Origin of the sequence: Plantactinospora sonchi (assembly GCF_036422035.1) — a bacterium.
GTDB lineage: Bacteria > Actinomycetota > Actinomycetes > Mycobacteriales > Micromonosporaceae > Plantactinospora > Plantactinospora sonchi.
In genome coordinates, this window is the sequence record NZ_JAZGQK010000010.1 from 130751 (window position 1) to 145000 (window position 14250).

The window sequence follows — 14250 nt, forward strand, 5'->3', positions numbered from 1 at the left end:
GGTCCGGCAGCGTAGTTGAGGCGGTCTATCCGGGGCGTCGGGAATTCTCAAGCCCCGACACGCGGACATATACGGGTCTTTGCTGGAAAAGACTGGAACTTGTACGCTCACGCCTCATGGCGGAGTCCGTGGAGGTGCTCGAACGGCGGATCGACGCCCTCCGGGCGGAGATTCGTCGCTCGGTGGTGGCGCGGGACAATCCGCGTACCCGGGCGCTCCGGGCCGAGTTGCGGGCCGCCGAACGCGCCTGGGAGCAGGCCATCGCCGACCTCACCGACGAGACGACCGGCGACGACGGGTCGGCGTCGCCCGTCGCCCCGGCAACGGCACCGTCCGAGCCGCCACGCCGAGCCGGCGTAGCCGAGCGGCCGGGCCCGGCCGGGGCGACGGTCCCCCGGCAGCCGGGCCGGGTGGGAGCGCCGGAGCAGTCGGGTCGGGCGGGCGGATCGCTGCTGCCGGTCCGGGAGCAGGTGCACCACGCGTTGACCCTGCTCTGCGTACCGGCCGCGTCGAAACTGATCGCCGACGTGCACGAGGCGTTCCTCGACGGGGAAGGCCAGGCGCTGGCCCCGGCCCGCCTCACCCACCTGCGCCGGGACGAGAAGCGGTCGTACGAGACCGCCCGGCACTCGCGGCCGTACTATCTCTGTTCCGCGCTGACCGCCGACCACCTGACGCCGGCGCGCGGCCTCTTCGCCGTCTCGACCTGGCCGCTGGAACGGCGGATCGTCGGCCCGCTCAGTCCCCGGGTCGACTTCCTCACCGCGGCGGTCCGGATCGCCGAACGGGCGGCCCGGCTGCCGCAGCCGAACGCCCAGGTGACCCGCCTGCTGTGGCGGTTCGCCACCAACATCCCCGGCGCGTCGGCCGGGCAGATACCCGGCACAGTGGACACCCGGGTGATCATCGAAGCTGCCGAGCACGAGCGCGAGGTGCACGCCGAGGCCGACCGGGCACAGCGGGCGGCGGCAGCCGACCGGGCCCGCCGCCAACTCGACGACGTCGCGCGGCTCTTCGGCCACACGCTGGACCGGGTCAGGGAGACGAGGACGGCATGACGAGCAGCATCACCAGCACCGGAGTGGGTACCGCCGAGCGGCTGGCCGCGATCCGGGGCGGTACGACGGCGAAGCGGCACAACGCCCGGACCATCGCGGCGTTGACCCGTAATCCCGGCTGCGCCCGACGTGCCGTACTCGACTGTGCGGGGGTGGACAAGCAGCGGCTGGCCGCGTACGTCGACTTCCCGGCCCGGTTCGGCCAGTCCGGTTTCGCCATCGCCCGGGGCAACGCGTTCGAGGCGCAGGTGAAGGCGAGCGGTGCCGCCGAACTGCTGGCCCTGCTCCGGGACCGGCTCGGACTGCCGATCCCCGAGGTGTCGTACGACGACCTGGAGTCGGTGACCGGCCGGGAGAAGGAGTCTGCCGAGGTCCGGTACGCCCGCTCCCGGGCCCTGCTGATCCGGGCCGCCGCCGGGGCCGACGACGCCGGCACCCTCTTCGACCATCCGCTGCTCCGGATCGACGTCGCCGGGCAGTCGGTCTACCTGGAACCGGACCTGATCGCCTTCCAGGCCAACGGCCGGTTCCACGTCGTCGAGATCAAGTCGTTCGCGGTGGTGGACGGGCAGGCCGACGCGGGCAAGGTCTCGGCGGCGGCGATCCAGTCGGCGGTCTACGTGCTGGCGATGCGGGAACTGCTGGCCGGGGCCGGATTCGACCCGGAGATCGTCTCGCACGACGTGATCCTGGTCTGCCCGCGCGACTTCTCCAACCAGCCGACGGCGGTGCTGGTCGACGTACGCAAGCAGTTGGCCGTGCTGCGGCGGCAGCTGAGCCGGATGACCAGGGTCGACCAGCTGCTGGCGGCGTTGCCGGCGGACCTCAGCTTCGACCTGGCGCCGGACGCGGCCGGGGTGCCGACCCGGGAGCCGGCGGCGATCGTCAGCGCGTTGCAGGTGATCGAGGCCCGCTACGCGCCGGACTGCCTGGCCGTCTGCGAGCTGGCCTACTTCTGCCGGGACGAGGCGCGCGGCTGCACGGCGGCGCTCGGCCCGTCGACCCGGGAGGCGCTCGGCGGGATCGAGCACGTGGAGACCGTGCTCGGGCTGGCCGGCGACCGGCTGACCCCGGCCGAGGAGCAGGAGGAGGCCGCCGCGCTGCTGAAGGCCGCCGCCCGGCTGCGCGCCGAGGTCCTGGCCGGGTCACCGTCGTGAGTACGCGTCCGGTGGGCCGTCCCGGAGGCCCGAGGTGAGTACGTTGACCGCGCTGGCCCGGGCCGAGGCGGTCGCGGCCGGACGTGCCCAGCGGATCACCACGGTCCGGCACCTGCACCTGGGCACCCGGCCGCTGGTGGTCATCCCGTTGAGCATGGCCGGTGAGGCGAACGCCCCGCTCGCCGCGCTGGTCGGCACCGACCCGGCCGACCCGAGGCTGCTCTTCGTGCCGCAGCCGCGCAACCGTGACCAGCGGTTCGGTTTCGCCGCCGAGCTGGCCGGGATCGTCCTGCCGTACCTGACGAGCTTCCGGGGCGTCGCCGAGGCGGTCGCGGTCAACCGGGGCAAGGAGGTCCGACACCGGTACGTCGACGCGCCGCAGGTGGTGGTGCCGAACTCGGCCGGGATCCAGTTCGTCCGGCTGTTCGGCCGGTCGACCCGGTTCCGGCGTACCGACGGGGACTATCCGGTGCATCCGGCGGTGCCGGAGCTCGGGCGTTGGCTGACGTTCCTCGCCGACCGGGCCGAACATCCCGGCTCCTGCCTGCTGCTCGGGTTGACCGAGGCGTTGACGATGCACTGGGCGACCGGGCAGTCCCCGCTGGAGGACGCGCACCTCGCCGCGCTGCTCGGCTGGATCGACCCGCCGCCGGGGCTGACCGGGGCGGAGGCGGCGGCGCTCGCCGAGGATCCGGTGAGCTGGCCGCCGGCCGGGCCGCTGACCGACCCGACGTTCGACAACGAGATCCTGGCGCCGGCGATCGCCGGGTACGAGGAGGCGGCCGGCGACCCGGCACGTCAGGCGCGGGCCGCGGACGTACTGGCCGAGGCGCTGCGGTCGCAGCTCGAACCGACCTGGCGGCTGATGTGGCAGGGGCTGGGCCTGCTGCGGGCGCTGCCTGCGGGCGGGCGGGTGGAGCAGCGCTGGGCCGAGGACCGGGACGCCTTCACCAACTTCATCCTGTACCTGGAAGAGGTCGGCTTTCCACAGCCGCGCCGGGACGGGGCGGTCACCGCCGCCTCCCGACTGCACCGGCTGGAACGGGCCCTGCAGTCGTACGCGGTCCAGCGGGCGTACGACGATCCGCTGGTGATGGCCGACCACCGGCTGACCGGAGAGGCGTTTGTCGGCACCGTCGTGCTGGCCGACCCGAACCGGATCGACGACAGCGGCAAACGGCGGGTACTGCGGCCCCGGATCATGCTCCGGACCGCCGACCCGGTGCAGATCATTCCGGGGACGGCGGTCTTCTCCCCGGACCGGCCGCAGCAGAAGGCCCGGGTGGTGTTCGTCAACCCGGCGTCGGACGGGTCGGAGGGGACCGAACTGGTGCTGGAGCTGACCGGCGGGCTGGGCCGGGCGTTGACCCCGGCACCGGGCAGTGTGCCGGAGGTGGGGGACCGGCTCTGCTACACGACGCTCTCCGACGCGTTCATGCCGCCGGGCGAGTTCCCGGACCGGGAGCAGACACCGTGGACGCACGGCGGCCCACCGACCGCGTACGAGGAGCCGGTCGAGCCGACCGCCGACGACGCCCGGGAGGAGTGGGCATGACAACGTCGCCGCCGCAGCGCTGGGTGTTGCCGGGTACGCGGTCGTTGGGGGTGGTGGCGCCCCGGGCCGGGGCTGATCCGGCCGGTGCGACGGAACCCCCGGGGGCCCGGGCGGACCGCGCGGTCGCCGCCGTCCTCGCCGACCTGCACCACGGGGAGCACCGGGGGGTGGTGGTCGACTCGCCGCCGGGGGCCGGGAAGTCGACGCTGGTGGTGCGGGCGGCCGGGGAGCTGGCCCAGGCGGGCGAGCCGCTGATCGTGGTCGCCCAGACGAACGAGCAGGTCGACGACCTGATCGAACGGCTGGCCCAGGCGCAGCCAGAGCTGCCGATCGGCCGGCTGTCGGCGAACGACTACTCCGCCTCGGAGCGGATCCAGAACTATTCGACGGTCCGGGTCGCGGCGAAGGTCGCCGACCTCGGCGCGTCCTCCGTGATCATCGGTACGGCCGCGAAGTGGGCGATGGTCCCGGAGGGGCGCTGGCCGTGGGCGATCGTGGACGAGGCGTACCAGATGCGCTCGGACGCGCTGCTGCGGGTGGCGAGCCGGTTCGACCGGGCACTCTTCGTCGGTGACCCGGGACAGCTTGATCCGTTCTCCACGGTGGACACCGAACGCTGGCTCGGGCTGACCTGGGATCCGATGCAGTCGGCGGTGGCCGCGCTGCTGCGCCACAACCCGGAGCTGCCGGTGCACCGGCTGCCGGTGTCGTGGCGGCTGCCCGCCCCGGCGGCGCCGGTGGTGGCCGAGGCGTTCTACCCGTTCACCGGCTTCTCCGCCGGGACCACCGCTGAGCAGCGGTCGCTGGCGTTCACCACCTCCGGTTTCGGGGGTGGGGCGGTGGACGAGGCGCTGGAGTTGGCGGCCGCGACCGGCTGGGCACTCTACGAGCTGCCGGCCCGGCACACGTTGCGTACCGACTCGGAGGCGGCGGCGGCCTGCGCCAAACTCGCGTTGCGGTTCCTGGAACGGGGTGCGGTGGCGGTCTCGGAACGGGAGCCCGGTGGTGTGCCGGTGACCGCGGACCGGATCGCGATCGGGGCGGCGCACCGCGACCAGGTGGCGGCGATCCGCTCCCGGCTCGGCCGGGCCGGTGCGGGGATCACCGTCGACACCGCCAACCGCCTGCAGGGCCGGGAGTACGACGTCACCATCGTGCTGCATCCGCTGTCCGGGCGGCGGGACGCGACCGCGTTCCACCTGGAGGCGGGGCGGCTGTGTGTGTTGGCGTCCCGGCACCGGCACGCGTGTGTGGTGGTGGCGCGGGCGGGGATCAGCGAACTGCTCGACGCGCATCCGTCGACCGAGCCGGTGCACCTGAACGTACCGGTCAAGTTCCCGGACGGCTGGGAGGCCAACCAGTCCGTGATGTCGTACCTGACGTCCCATCGGGCGGTGGTTCGCCTCCCTTGACGCCGAGCCTGCGGTAGGTCGCCCGGCATCCGTTGCACGTCGCGTTCTGACGCCGGGACACTGATGTGCTGAGCACTACGGCGCCACCGGCAGCGGTCCACGGATCACCCGTCGACGATCTCCCCGGTGATGCTCCGGCGCTGCTGCGTCGCCGCCTCTGCCACCGACCAGGCGATCGCGCCCAACGCCGGCAGGTGCAGGCCCTGGCCGCCGTACACCAGGTGGGCGGTGCTCACCGCGAACCAGGGTGCCGCCGGCCCGTGCAGCATGATCGGGTCACCGACCTCGTAACGGAGCACGAACAGCCACTGCGCCAGGTCGCCCTGGAACTCGACGATGCCGTTGTGCCAGAAGCTCAACCACTGGCCCCGGTGGTCGCAGAGCAGGCGCTGGCTGGTCAGCAGCGTCCGGACCTGCGCGTGGTCGCGCCACTGGGCCGCCGCCGACATCTCGGCCCGCCGCCGCGCCGACGAGTTCATCATCGCGCTCGCGGCCAGCCCGGCCGCCACGAACGTCGCCGAGCCGAGCAACAGCGTGCTGCTGCCCTGGTACGACACCGACGTGCCGTAGAACCGGGCGTAGCCGAGCACCGCCTCGGCGTACGCCACCTCGTCCGGGTTCAGTCGTACCGCCCCCGGCGGCAGCACCGGCAGGGCGCCGCCGGCCGACAGGTGCTCGTACAACTGGCAGGCGCTCGCCCACCCCTCCCGCCGGGCGACGTCGTCCGGGTTCTCCCTGCGTCGGCGCACCGATCCTCCAACCTTCGTCCAGCCCTGCCGTCTTCCTCGGTCAGCGCCCCGGTTCGGCGCGCCGCAGGGCCCACCGGGCGGCGGCCGTCAACACCACGCACTGCACCACCAGCACGCCCATCGCCCACCACCACGCCCCGACGGTGTGCCGCCACAGCGCCTCCTGCGGCGGCTGGGCCAGCAGCGGACGCAGGTCGACGGTGGCCGCCGCGGCGGCGTAACCCCACCGGGCCGGCGCGAACCAGGACAGCTGCTCCACACCGACGCGGTCGACCACCGGGAAGAGCCCGCCGCAGAGCACCAACTGCGCCATCACCAGCCCGACCAGCACCGGCATGGTCTGCTCGCCGGTGGAGACGTACGCGCTGACCAGCAGGCCGAGCACGGTCGCGGTCAACGCGGTCATCCAGACCACCACGACCAGTTCCAGCAGCGGCCACGGCAGTACCAGCGCCTCCCGGGCACCGGGCCGGCCGGCGAGGCCGACCAGCACGAACAGCGCCGCCTGGATCGCGGTCACCACCGCGAACACCGACAGCTTCGAACCGAGGTACGCCCCCGGCGCCAACCCGACCGCACGCTCCCGCCGGTAGATGGCCCGCTCCCGGACCAACTCCCGGATGCCGCCGGCGAACCCGACGAAAACCCCGCCGATGACCAGTACGACGATCAGCTGCGACGCCTCCGCCGTCAGTCCCGAGACCGGCCGGGTGAAACCGTCGTCGCCGGGGATGACGTGCAGCAGCGCGGCGAGACCGAGCGGCAGACCGAGCAGCAGCGCCGCGTACATCCGGTCGGCGAGGGTGACCGCGACCATCCGGCGGGTCAGGATCGCCACCTGTCGCCACCAGCCCTGCCGGGCCGGTTGGGCGGGCTGGGCCGGCGGGGGGTCGCGGGGGGGGGGGGCGGGGGGGGGCCGCCCGGGCGGGCCGGGGGGGGGCCCGGGGGGGCGGGGGGGCGGGGCGCCGGCGGGCCCCCACGGCGGCGGAACGGGGTGGCCGGGTGGCCGCGTACCGGGCGGCCCAGCCCTCGGGGTCGTCGGCGACCCGCTGGAACACGTCGGCGTACCCGTCGGCGCCGAAGAACCCCAACAGTTCGTCCGGAGGCCCGACGTAGGCGAGCCGACCGCCCCGGCCGAGCACCAGCACCTGGTCACAGACGCCCAGGTGCAGCGGACTGTGGGTGATCACCACGACGGTACGACCCCGGTCGGCGAGTTCCCGCAGACTTGTCATCACGTCCCGGTCCAACGCCGGGTCGAGTCCGGAGGTGGGCTCGTCGAGGAAGAGCAGTGACGGTTCGGTGAGCAGTTCCAGCGCGACCGAGGTACGTTTCCGCTGGCCGCCGGAGAGCGTGTCGATCCGCTGGTCCGCCTGGCCGGTCAGGCCGAGCTGGCCGAGCACCTCGTCGATCCGCCGCTCCCGTTCGGCACGCGTCACGTCGGGGCCGAACCGCAGCTCGGCGGCGTACCGCAGGGCCCGGCGTACGGTCAGCGCCGAGTGCAGGATGTCGTCCTGCGGCACCAGCCCGATCCGGTGCCGCAGCTCGTCGTACTCGGCGTACAGGTCGCGTCCCTGGTAGGTGACGGTGCCTCCGGTCGCCGGACGGTATCCGGTCAACGCGGCCAGCAGAGTCGATTTGCCCGCCCCGCTCGGACCCATCACGGCGAGCAGACTGCACTCGTCGAGTGCGAAGCTGACGTCGTCGAGCAGTCGTCGGCCCCCGGCCACGACCACACCGAGCCGGTCGGCGTGCAGGGAGACCCGCCCGGTGTCGACGTACTCGCGCAGCTCGTCGGCGTCGACGACGAACTGGTGCCGGCCGAACGACAGCAGGTCGCCGGGCTGCAGAACGGCCTCGTCGACCCGCTGCCCGTTGACGTACGTGCCGTTGCGGGTGCCGAGGTCGACCACGCTCAGGCCGGCCGGGGTGCGGCGCAGTTCCGCGTGGTGGCGCGACACCAGCAGGTCGGCCAGGACGATGTTGTTGTCCGGGGCGCGGCCGATCCGGGTACGCGACGCCGCCCGGTACGTCGCCGACGGCAGCCGTCCCGCCTCGAACCGCCGCCCGGTGGGGGCGCCGTCCGACGTACCCGTGAGGCCCGGTCCCGGGCTCGACGCGGCGGTCGGGGCGGCCATCGTCGCAGGTGCCGGCGCGAACGACGGCGATGGTGCCGGCGCGAGGGGCGGCGAGGGTGCCGGTGCCGGCGTGGCCGCCGGACGCAGGGTGAGCCGTGGCCCGTCGGCACCGCCGAGCCGGATCTCCACCGGCCGCCCCAGTTCCAGTTCGGAGACCCGACCGGTCGGCGTCCACGTGCCGTGCCGGCTGCCCAGGTCGCGCAGCCGCCACCGGCCGGCGTGGTAACGCAGCTCCAGGTGCTCCCGGGAGACCCGTGGGTCGTCGACGACGATCCGGCACAGCGGATCCCGGCCGATCCGGACGACCACCTCCTGCGGGGTGATCCGCCGCTCGCCGTCCGGGGTGCCGATCAGCAGGGCCGCGTCGGTCATGCCCCACCCTTGGGAATCCGCCTGGCCGCCGTGGTGGCGAGCTGGATCGCGTCGGACTGGTAGCCGCCGTTCCCCTCCACCGCGATCTCGACAATCACCTGTCCGCGTCGGACGAAGATGAGGGCGAGTTCGAACTCGAACAGCCGTCCGGTGTCGAAGATGCCGAACGCCTCGTCGCCGAGCTTCGGTACCCGTAGCTCGGACCAATCGTCGCACCTGGCGGCGGCCTCCCGGACGGCGTCGAGGTAGGCGTCCGCCTCGTCACCGTAGAAGCCCGCGACCGCCGAGGCCACGTTCGGGTAGCTGCCGGTGTTGACGTTGAAGCCGTTCGTCTCGCTGGCGCCGATCGCGTTTCCGGGGGCCTTTCCGTCGTTGCACAGGCTCAGCGCGGACAGCCCGCCCTGCAGGAGCAGGTTGTTGTCGTTGCGGGGGCGGACGACGTCGCGGTCCACCGTCATCGCGGCGCTGACGTCGGCGGCGGTGAGCAGCGCCGGACGCAGCGCGGTCACCTCCGGCGGCGGCTTGCTCCGGTCGTACGTCCGGGTGGGGCTGGCGCCGGAGCCGGTCCCGGTCTGGAGCAGGGTCCCGTCCGGGCCGGCCTGGTAGATCCCGAAGCAGCAGGCGGCGACGGTGAGCAGCACCGCGCTGGTGACGATCAGCAGCGCCTTCCGGTTGCCCTTCTTCGGTCGTGCGGGGTTGAGAAAGCCGTCGGCGGCCGGGGAGAGCCGCGGACCGCCCGGGCTGCCCGGCGGCATCGGGTAGCCGGACGGTGGTGTCGAGTTCGGGCGGGTGCCGCTGGTCGAGGCCGGTGGCATCGGATATCCGTGTGGGGGTGCCGACGTCGGCCGGGTCCCGCCGGTCGAGCCGGGCGGCATCGGAAAGCCGACCGGTGTGGTACCGGGAGCCTGGGTGGTCGGCATCGGATAGCTGAGCGGTGTCGCTCCGGGAGCCGGCGCGGCCGGCGGGTCGGCGCCCACCGAGGTCTCCGGCGGTGCGGTACGCAGTGCCCGGATCCAGGCGGCGGCGCTGGCCGGTCGCGCCTCCGGCAGGGTGGCGAGCATCGACACGATGCCGTGTACCTGCCGGTCGTGGCCGGGCCCGAGCGCGGCGGTCAGACGCTGGATCAGCTCCTCCGGACCACGTTGCACCGGCGCCTCCCCGGTGACCGCGTAGTAGACGGTCGCGCCGAGGGCGTACCGGTCGGTGGCCGGGGTGTACTCGCCCCGGGCCAGTGACTCCGGCGCCATGAACGGGGCGGTGCCGAAGATCCGCGACGTACGGTCGGTGCTGCGGAGCCGGACCAGGCCGAAGTCGACCAGGTATCCGCGCCCGTCGGCGGTGAGCAGGATGTTCGCCGGTTTGATGTCGCGGTGCAGCACCACCGCGCCGTTGGTGTCCCGTCCGCTGTGCAGGTGGTCGATCGCCTCCGCGACCTGGAGCAGCGGTGCCAGGATGTCGAGCCCGCGTATCTCGCCCCGTTCCAGGGCGGTCTGCAGGCTCGGACCCTCGATCCACTTCATCACGAAGTAGAGCCGCCGGGCTGTCGTGGGGTCCGCCTGTGCCAGGGCCGGATGCGGGGGCGCGCCGACAAAAACCTCCCGCACCTTGACCAGTGCCGGATGTTCCAGGTGGGTGAGCAGTGCGGCGTGCAGCCGAAGCTGCTCCAGCTGCCGGTCGGCGGCGGAGTCGTCGTCGAGCCGGATCAGTTTGACGGCGTACGAGAACGAGTCGGCGCCGTGCCGCTCCCGCGCCAGCCAGACCTCGCCCTCACCGCCGGCCGCGCGGCGCTCCACCAGCTCGTACCGGTCCGGGGCGTCCGCCGGGCCGACATAGCTCGGGCCCTGTTCGATCGACACCCTGCTCACCCGTTCTCTCCCGCCCTCGGACCCGGTCCGGCGCCACGCTAACGGATCTTTCCGGCGCGGATCCGCTGGTTGTTAGAGAGTTGTGAGAGCGTGGACCAAACCCCGACATGCGGTATCAATGGCCGGTGGAATTCGGGATCCTGGGGCCGGTCGAGGTACGACACGACGGACGGTTGCTGCCCGGCGGCAGCGGTCGGGAACGGCTGGTGCTGGCCGGTCTGCTGCTCGACGGCGACCGACTGGTGCCGGCCGAGACACTGGTCGACCGGCTGTGGCAGCGTCCACCCGGCTCCGCCCGGGCGCAGCTGCACAACCTGATCAGCGCCCTGCGCGCCCGGTTCCGGGACGTGGACCCCGGCCTGATCGAGACCAGACCCACCGGGTACGTCCTCCGGCTGCGCGCCCACCGGCTGGATCTGAACGAATTCCGTGGTCTCGCCGACCGGGGACGCGTCGCCGCCGAGGCTGGCGACCACACCGCGGCGGTGGCGCTGTTGGACCAGGCGTTGGCGCTCTGGCGCGGCCCGGCGTTGGCCGACGTCGTCGGCGTACACAGCGGACGGCTGCGCGACGCCCTGCACCGGGAACGGCTCGCCGCCGTCGAGGCGCGGCTCGACGCCCTGCTCGGTCTCGGCGACCACGGCACGGTACTGCGCGAGGTCGAGCTGCTGCTCGCCGACGACCCGTACGCGGAACGGCTCTACTGCCGGCAGATGCTGGCGCTGGCCGGGCTGGGACGGCGCGGCGACGCGCTCGGTGTCTACCGGCAGGCGTACCGGCGGTTCGCCGACGGGCTGGGACTCGAACCAGGGCCGCTGCTGCGCGCCACCCAGCAGCGGATCCTGCTCGGCGAGGAGTCGGTGACCGGAGCGGCCCCGGTCCAGGCGACCCGGCCGGTGCCCAGGCAGCTACCGCCGGCGCCGAGGCTGACCGGCCGGGAGACGCTGGTCGAGCGGATCCTCGGTCGGATGTCCGGCGCCGGGTCGACCTCCGTCCCGGTGCTGCTGCTGGTCGGGCCGGGCGGGGTCGGCAAGAGTGGACTGGCGCTGGCGGCCGGGCACCGGCTGAGCACCGTCTTCCCGGACGGGCAGCTCTACGCCGACCTGCGGGGCAGCCACGATCCGCCGGGTGACCCGTACCAGATCGTCGAACGATTCCTGCGCGCGCTCGGGGTCGCCGGCGGTGACATCCCGGACGACCCGGAGGAGCGGGTCACGCTCTACCGCAGCCACCTGGCCCGGGGCCGGATGCTGGTGGTCCTGGACGACGCCGTCGACGAGACCCAGATCCGGCCGCTGCTGCCCGGCGCACCTGGCGGCGGCGCGCTGGTGACCTCGCGGCGGCAGCTCGCCGCGATGCTCGACGCGGTACGCGTACCGGTGCCCGCGCTGTCCGCCTCGGACGCGCTCCGGCTGCTCGCCGACCGGGCCGGCGAGGTACGCATCGACGCGGAGCCGGAGGCGGCCCGGGAGGTCGTACGGCTCTGCGGCGGACTGCCGCTCGCGGTCTGCGTCGCCGCCGCCCGTCTCGCGGTACGCCCCGAGGAGGCCGTCGAGGAGCTGCGCCGACGGTTGGCTGCGGAACGGGGCAGACTCGACGAGCTGGCCGTCGGCGACCTCGACGTACGGGCCAGCCTGTCGCTGAGCTACCGGGCACTCTCGGACGAGGCGCGACGCCTGCTGCGGCGGCTCGGCTCGTTCGGCACCGCCGACTGGCCGCAGTGGGTCGCCTCGGCGCTGCTCGACCGCGCCGACGGGCCGGCCCGCATGCTGCTGCACCAGCTCGCCGACGTACACCTGGTCGAGCCGCTGGGGCGGGACGCGGTGGGGCAGCAGCGCTACCGGCTGCACGACCTGGTCGCCGAGTACGCCCGCGAGCGGAACACCGTGGACGACCAGCCGGCGGAGCGGGGAGCGGCGGTGGAGCGGCTGCTGAGCGGCTGGCTCGCCCTGGCCGGCGAGGCGGACCAGCGGCTCGCGACACCGGAGCCGCCGGAGGCGTCGCCGCCGTCGGGCGACGGCCAGCGGGCGTTGCGCGTCGACCCGCGCGCCTGGTTCGAGACCGAACGCGCCGGCCTGCTCGCGGCGGTCGACCAGGCGGTCCGGGCCGACCTGCCCGATCTCGCCGGCCGGCTGGCGTTGGCGGTCTCCGGCTTCCTGCGGATCAGGTCCTATGCCGCCGACTGGGAGCACACCCTGAGGCTGGTGCTGGCCGGGCTGCCGGACGAGACGGCGGATCCGCTGCTGCGGGGGCGACTGCTCGGCGAACTGTTCGCCGCCTGCCTCGGCCGGGACCGGTACGCCGCACTGCCGGCCATCGCGGCGGACCAGCTCGCCCTCACCCGCCAGGTCGACAATCCGGAACTGCTGGTACACGCGTTCGGCAACGCCGGTGTGGCGGCGCTGCGGACCGGGCAGCCCCGGCAGGCGTACGACTGGATGGCGCAGGCGGTGGAGGCGGCCCGGCACCCGGAGCTGCCCGGTCAACTGCTGCGGAACACCCTGGGCACGCTCGGTTTCGTGCACTGGGAGGCGGGGGAGCCGGAGCGGGCGGTGCCGCTGCTGGCGGAGGCGCTGAGCGTCGGTGACGATCCGGCCCACCCGCTGCGGACCGCGATGCACCGTTACCACTACGGGCTGGCGTTGACCGACGTCGGCGAACTCGTGCCCGCCCGGGAGGCGCTGACCGAGGCGATGGCGGTCAGCGCCCAGATGGGCGACGACCTCGGTACGGCGTACGTCGAGCAGGCGCTCGCGGACGTGGAGATCCGGGCGGGCCGGCTGCCGGAGGCGACGCGGCTCCTGGAACGGGCGCTGACCGGGCACGAGGCGATCGGGCACAGCGACGGGCTCGCCGAGACGCTGCGGGCGATCGGCGACCTGGCCGCCGCCGAGGGCCGGTGGGCGGACGCCGGTACGTCCCTGCGCCGGGCACTGGAGTTGTGGCGGGGAATCGGGTCGAGACACCAGGTGATTCGGGTACTGGCCCGACTGGAGCGGGTGGGTACGGCGCTCGGCGACGACGACGCTGCTGGGACGTACCGCGCGGAGCGACGGTCGATCCTCGACGAGTTGGGATTGGACGAGGCTGCCCTGCAACTTCCGCCGTGCTACCTGGCCGCGAAGGGCAGCCCCGCCAGCGAATGACCTCTATTGGCAACCTACTGGAAGCGCGACCCCGGCCACGGAACGCTCCGGAGGTGTGCGGGGGCGATGTGTTCCGCGGCACCTGCACTTACCGGCCGCCGAGCCAGGTTGGTAGGAAGGATGCCGGCAGCACCCGTCGCCAAGCCGGACCTGCTGATCCGTCCTTATCCGGAACGGACGCCTCCAGCCAGAGTCGTTGGACTGCCTCGAAGAGCTCATCCACTTCATGTGCATGCCTGGCGCCTTCCGACTTGCTTGTCTCCCAGATGGTGTCTCGCCATTCTCCGTGGGACGTCCGACGTGCCGAGTTGGCTAGCGGCCGGAGCCAGCTCTGCAGTCGGTACTCAAGGGCAAGACCAGCAGTTTTTTGCGGCATGTCTATAGGAAGCGTGGTGACCTCGGGCAGGTCGGGCCACTTCACAACAAGTACCTGGTGCCAGATCTCGGGCGGGAATGTACTCGCGAGATGGTGACTTTCCCCGATCGGGAGGTCGCGGAGCCGTCGCTGTGCATCGAGCGTCTGACCCACGTAGATGAGGCCGGAGGGTAGCCATACCCCGTACAGCGCGGGACCCCTCAGCGGCGCCTGAGCTTCAGAGGCTCCCACCAGCGCCTCGCCCAAACGGTGGGCGAACCGGTAACGGACCTGACGCCAGGCGCGTGCGTTCTCCTGTCCTTCGGTCAGTCGGTGCATTGCCTGATGCCAGGCCCGAAAAGAGTCTTCCGGGGAGGCTGTCATCGAACTCCCGATAGTGGTGATGTTTACGGGGTGGTTGTACCAATCTGTTACGCCAAACG

General features: G+C 73.1%; 8 protein-coding genes and 1 pseudogene. 5 read left to right on the forward strand and 4 right to left on the reverse strand.

Annotated features, from left to right (window positions below):
• Window positions 1-116: 116 nt before the first annotated feature.
• Genes V1633_RS12690 through V1633_RS12705 form a run of 4 tightly spaced genes read left to right on the forward strand, consistent with a single transcriptional unit; the run spans window position 117 to window position 5182 of the window.
• Window positions 117-1058: a hypothetical protein gene (locus V1633_RS12690; RefSeq protein ID WP_331214469.1), complete on the forward strand. Its 942-nt coding sequence runs from the start codon at window positions 117-119 to the stop codon at window positions 1056-1058.
• On the forward strand, window positions 1055-2215 hold the full coding sequence (locus V1633_RS12695; protein ID WP_331214470.1) for a hypothetical protein: 1161 nt from the start codon (window positions 1055-1057) through the stop codon (window positions 2213-2215). Before V1633_RS12690 ends, V1633_RS12695 begins: the two co-directional genes overlap by 4 nt.
• A gap of 34 nt (window positions 2216-2249) precedes the next feature.
• Window positions 2250-3770, forward strand: coding sequence for a hypothetical protein (locus V1633_RS12700; RefSeq protein ID WP_331214471.1), 1521 nt, complete (start codon window positions 2250-2252; stop codon window positions 3768-3770).
• Window positions 3767-5182: an AAA domain-containing protein gene (locus V1633_RS12705; protein WP_331214472.1), complete on the forward strand. Its 1416-nt coding sequence runs from the start codon at window positions 3767-3769 to the stop codon at window positions 5180-5182. The genes V1633_RS12700 and V1633_RS12705 overlap by 4 nt, the downstream gene beginning before the upstream one ends.
• A gap of 104 nt (window positions 5183-5286) precedes the next feature.
• Here the strand turns inward: V1633_RS12705 and V1633_RS12710 are convergent, their stop codons facing one another.
• From V1633_RS12710 to V1633_RS12725, 4 genes and pseudogenes are all read right to left on the reverse strand, one after another.
• The gene (locus tag V1633_RS12710; RefSeq protein ID WP_331214473.1) at window positions 5287-5931 is read right to left on the reverse strand and encodes a hypothetical protein; all 645 of its coding nucleotides are present in this window, start codon (window positions 5929-5931) and stop codon (window positions 5287-5289) included.
• Between the two features lie 40 nt (window positions 5932-5971).
• Window positions 5972-6769 carry an ABC transporter permease gene (locus tag V1633_RS12715; RefSeq protein ID WP_331214474.1) on the reverse strand — a complete coding sequence of 266 codons (798 nt, stop codon included), beginning with the start codon at window positions 6767-6769 and terminating at the stop codon, window positions 5972-5974.
• 343 nt (window positions 6770-7112) lie between these two features.
• Window positions 7113-8441: pseudogene (locus V1633_RS36960) on the reverse strand (FHA domain-containing protein); the annotation flags it as partial.
• On the reverse strand, window positions 8438-10306 hold the full coding sequence (locus V1633_RS12725) for a serine/threonine-protein kinase (RefSeq protein ID WP_331214476.1): 1869 nt from the start codon (window positions 10304-10306) through the stop codon (window positions 8438-8440). The gene V1633_RS12725 and the pseudogene V1633_RS36960, both read right to left, overlap by 4 nt.
• 125 nt (window positions 10307-10431) lie before the next feature.
• On the opposite strand from V1633_RS12725, the gene V1633_RS12730 reads away from it, so the two are divergent.
• Window positions 10432-13452 (forward strand): AfsR/SARP family transcriptional regulator, encoded by a 3021-nt coding sequence (locus V1633_RS12730; RefSeq protein ID WP_331214477.1) that lies wholly within the window; start codon window positions 10432-10434, stop codon window positions 13450-13452.
• Window positions 13453-14250 lie beyond the last annotated feature (798 nt).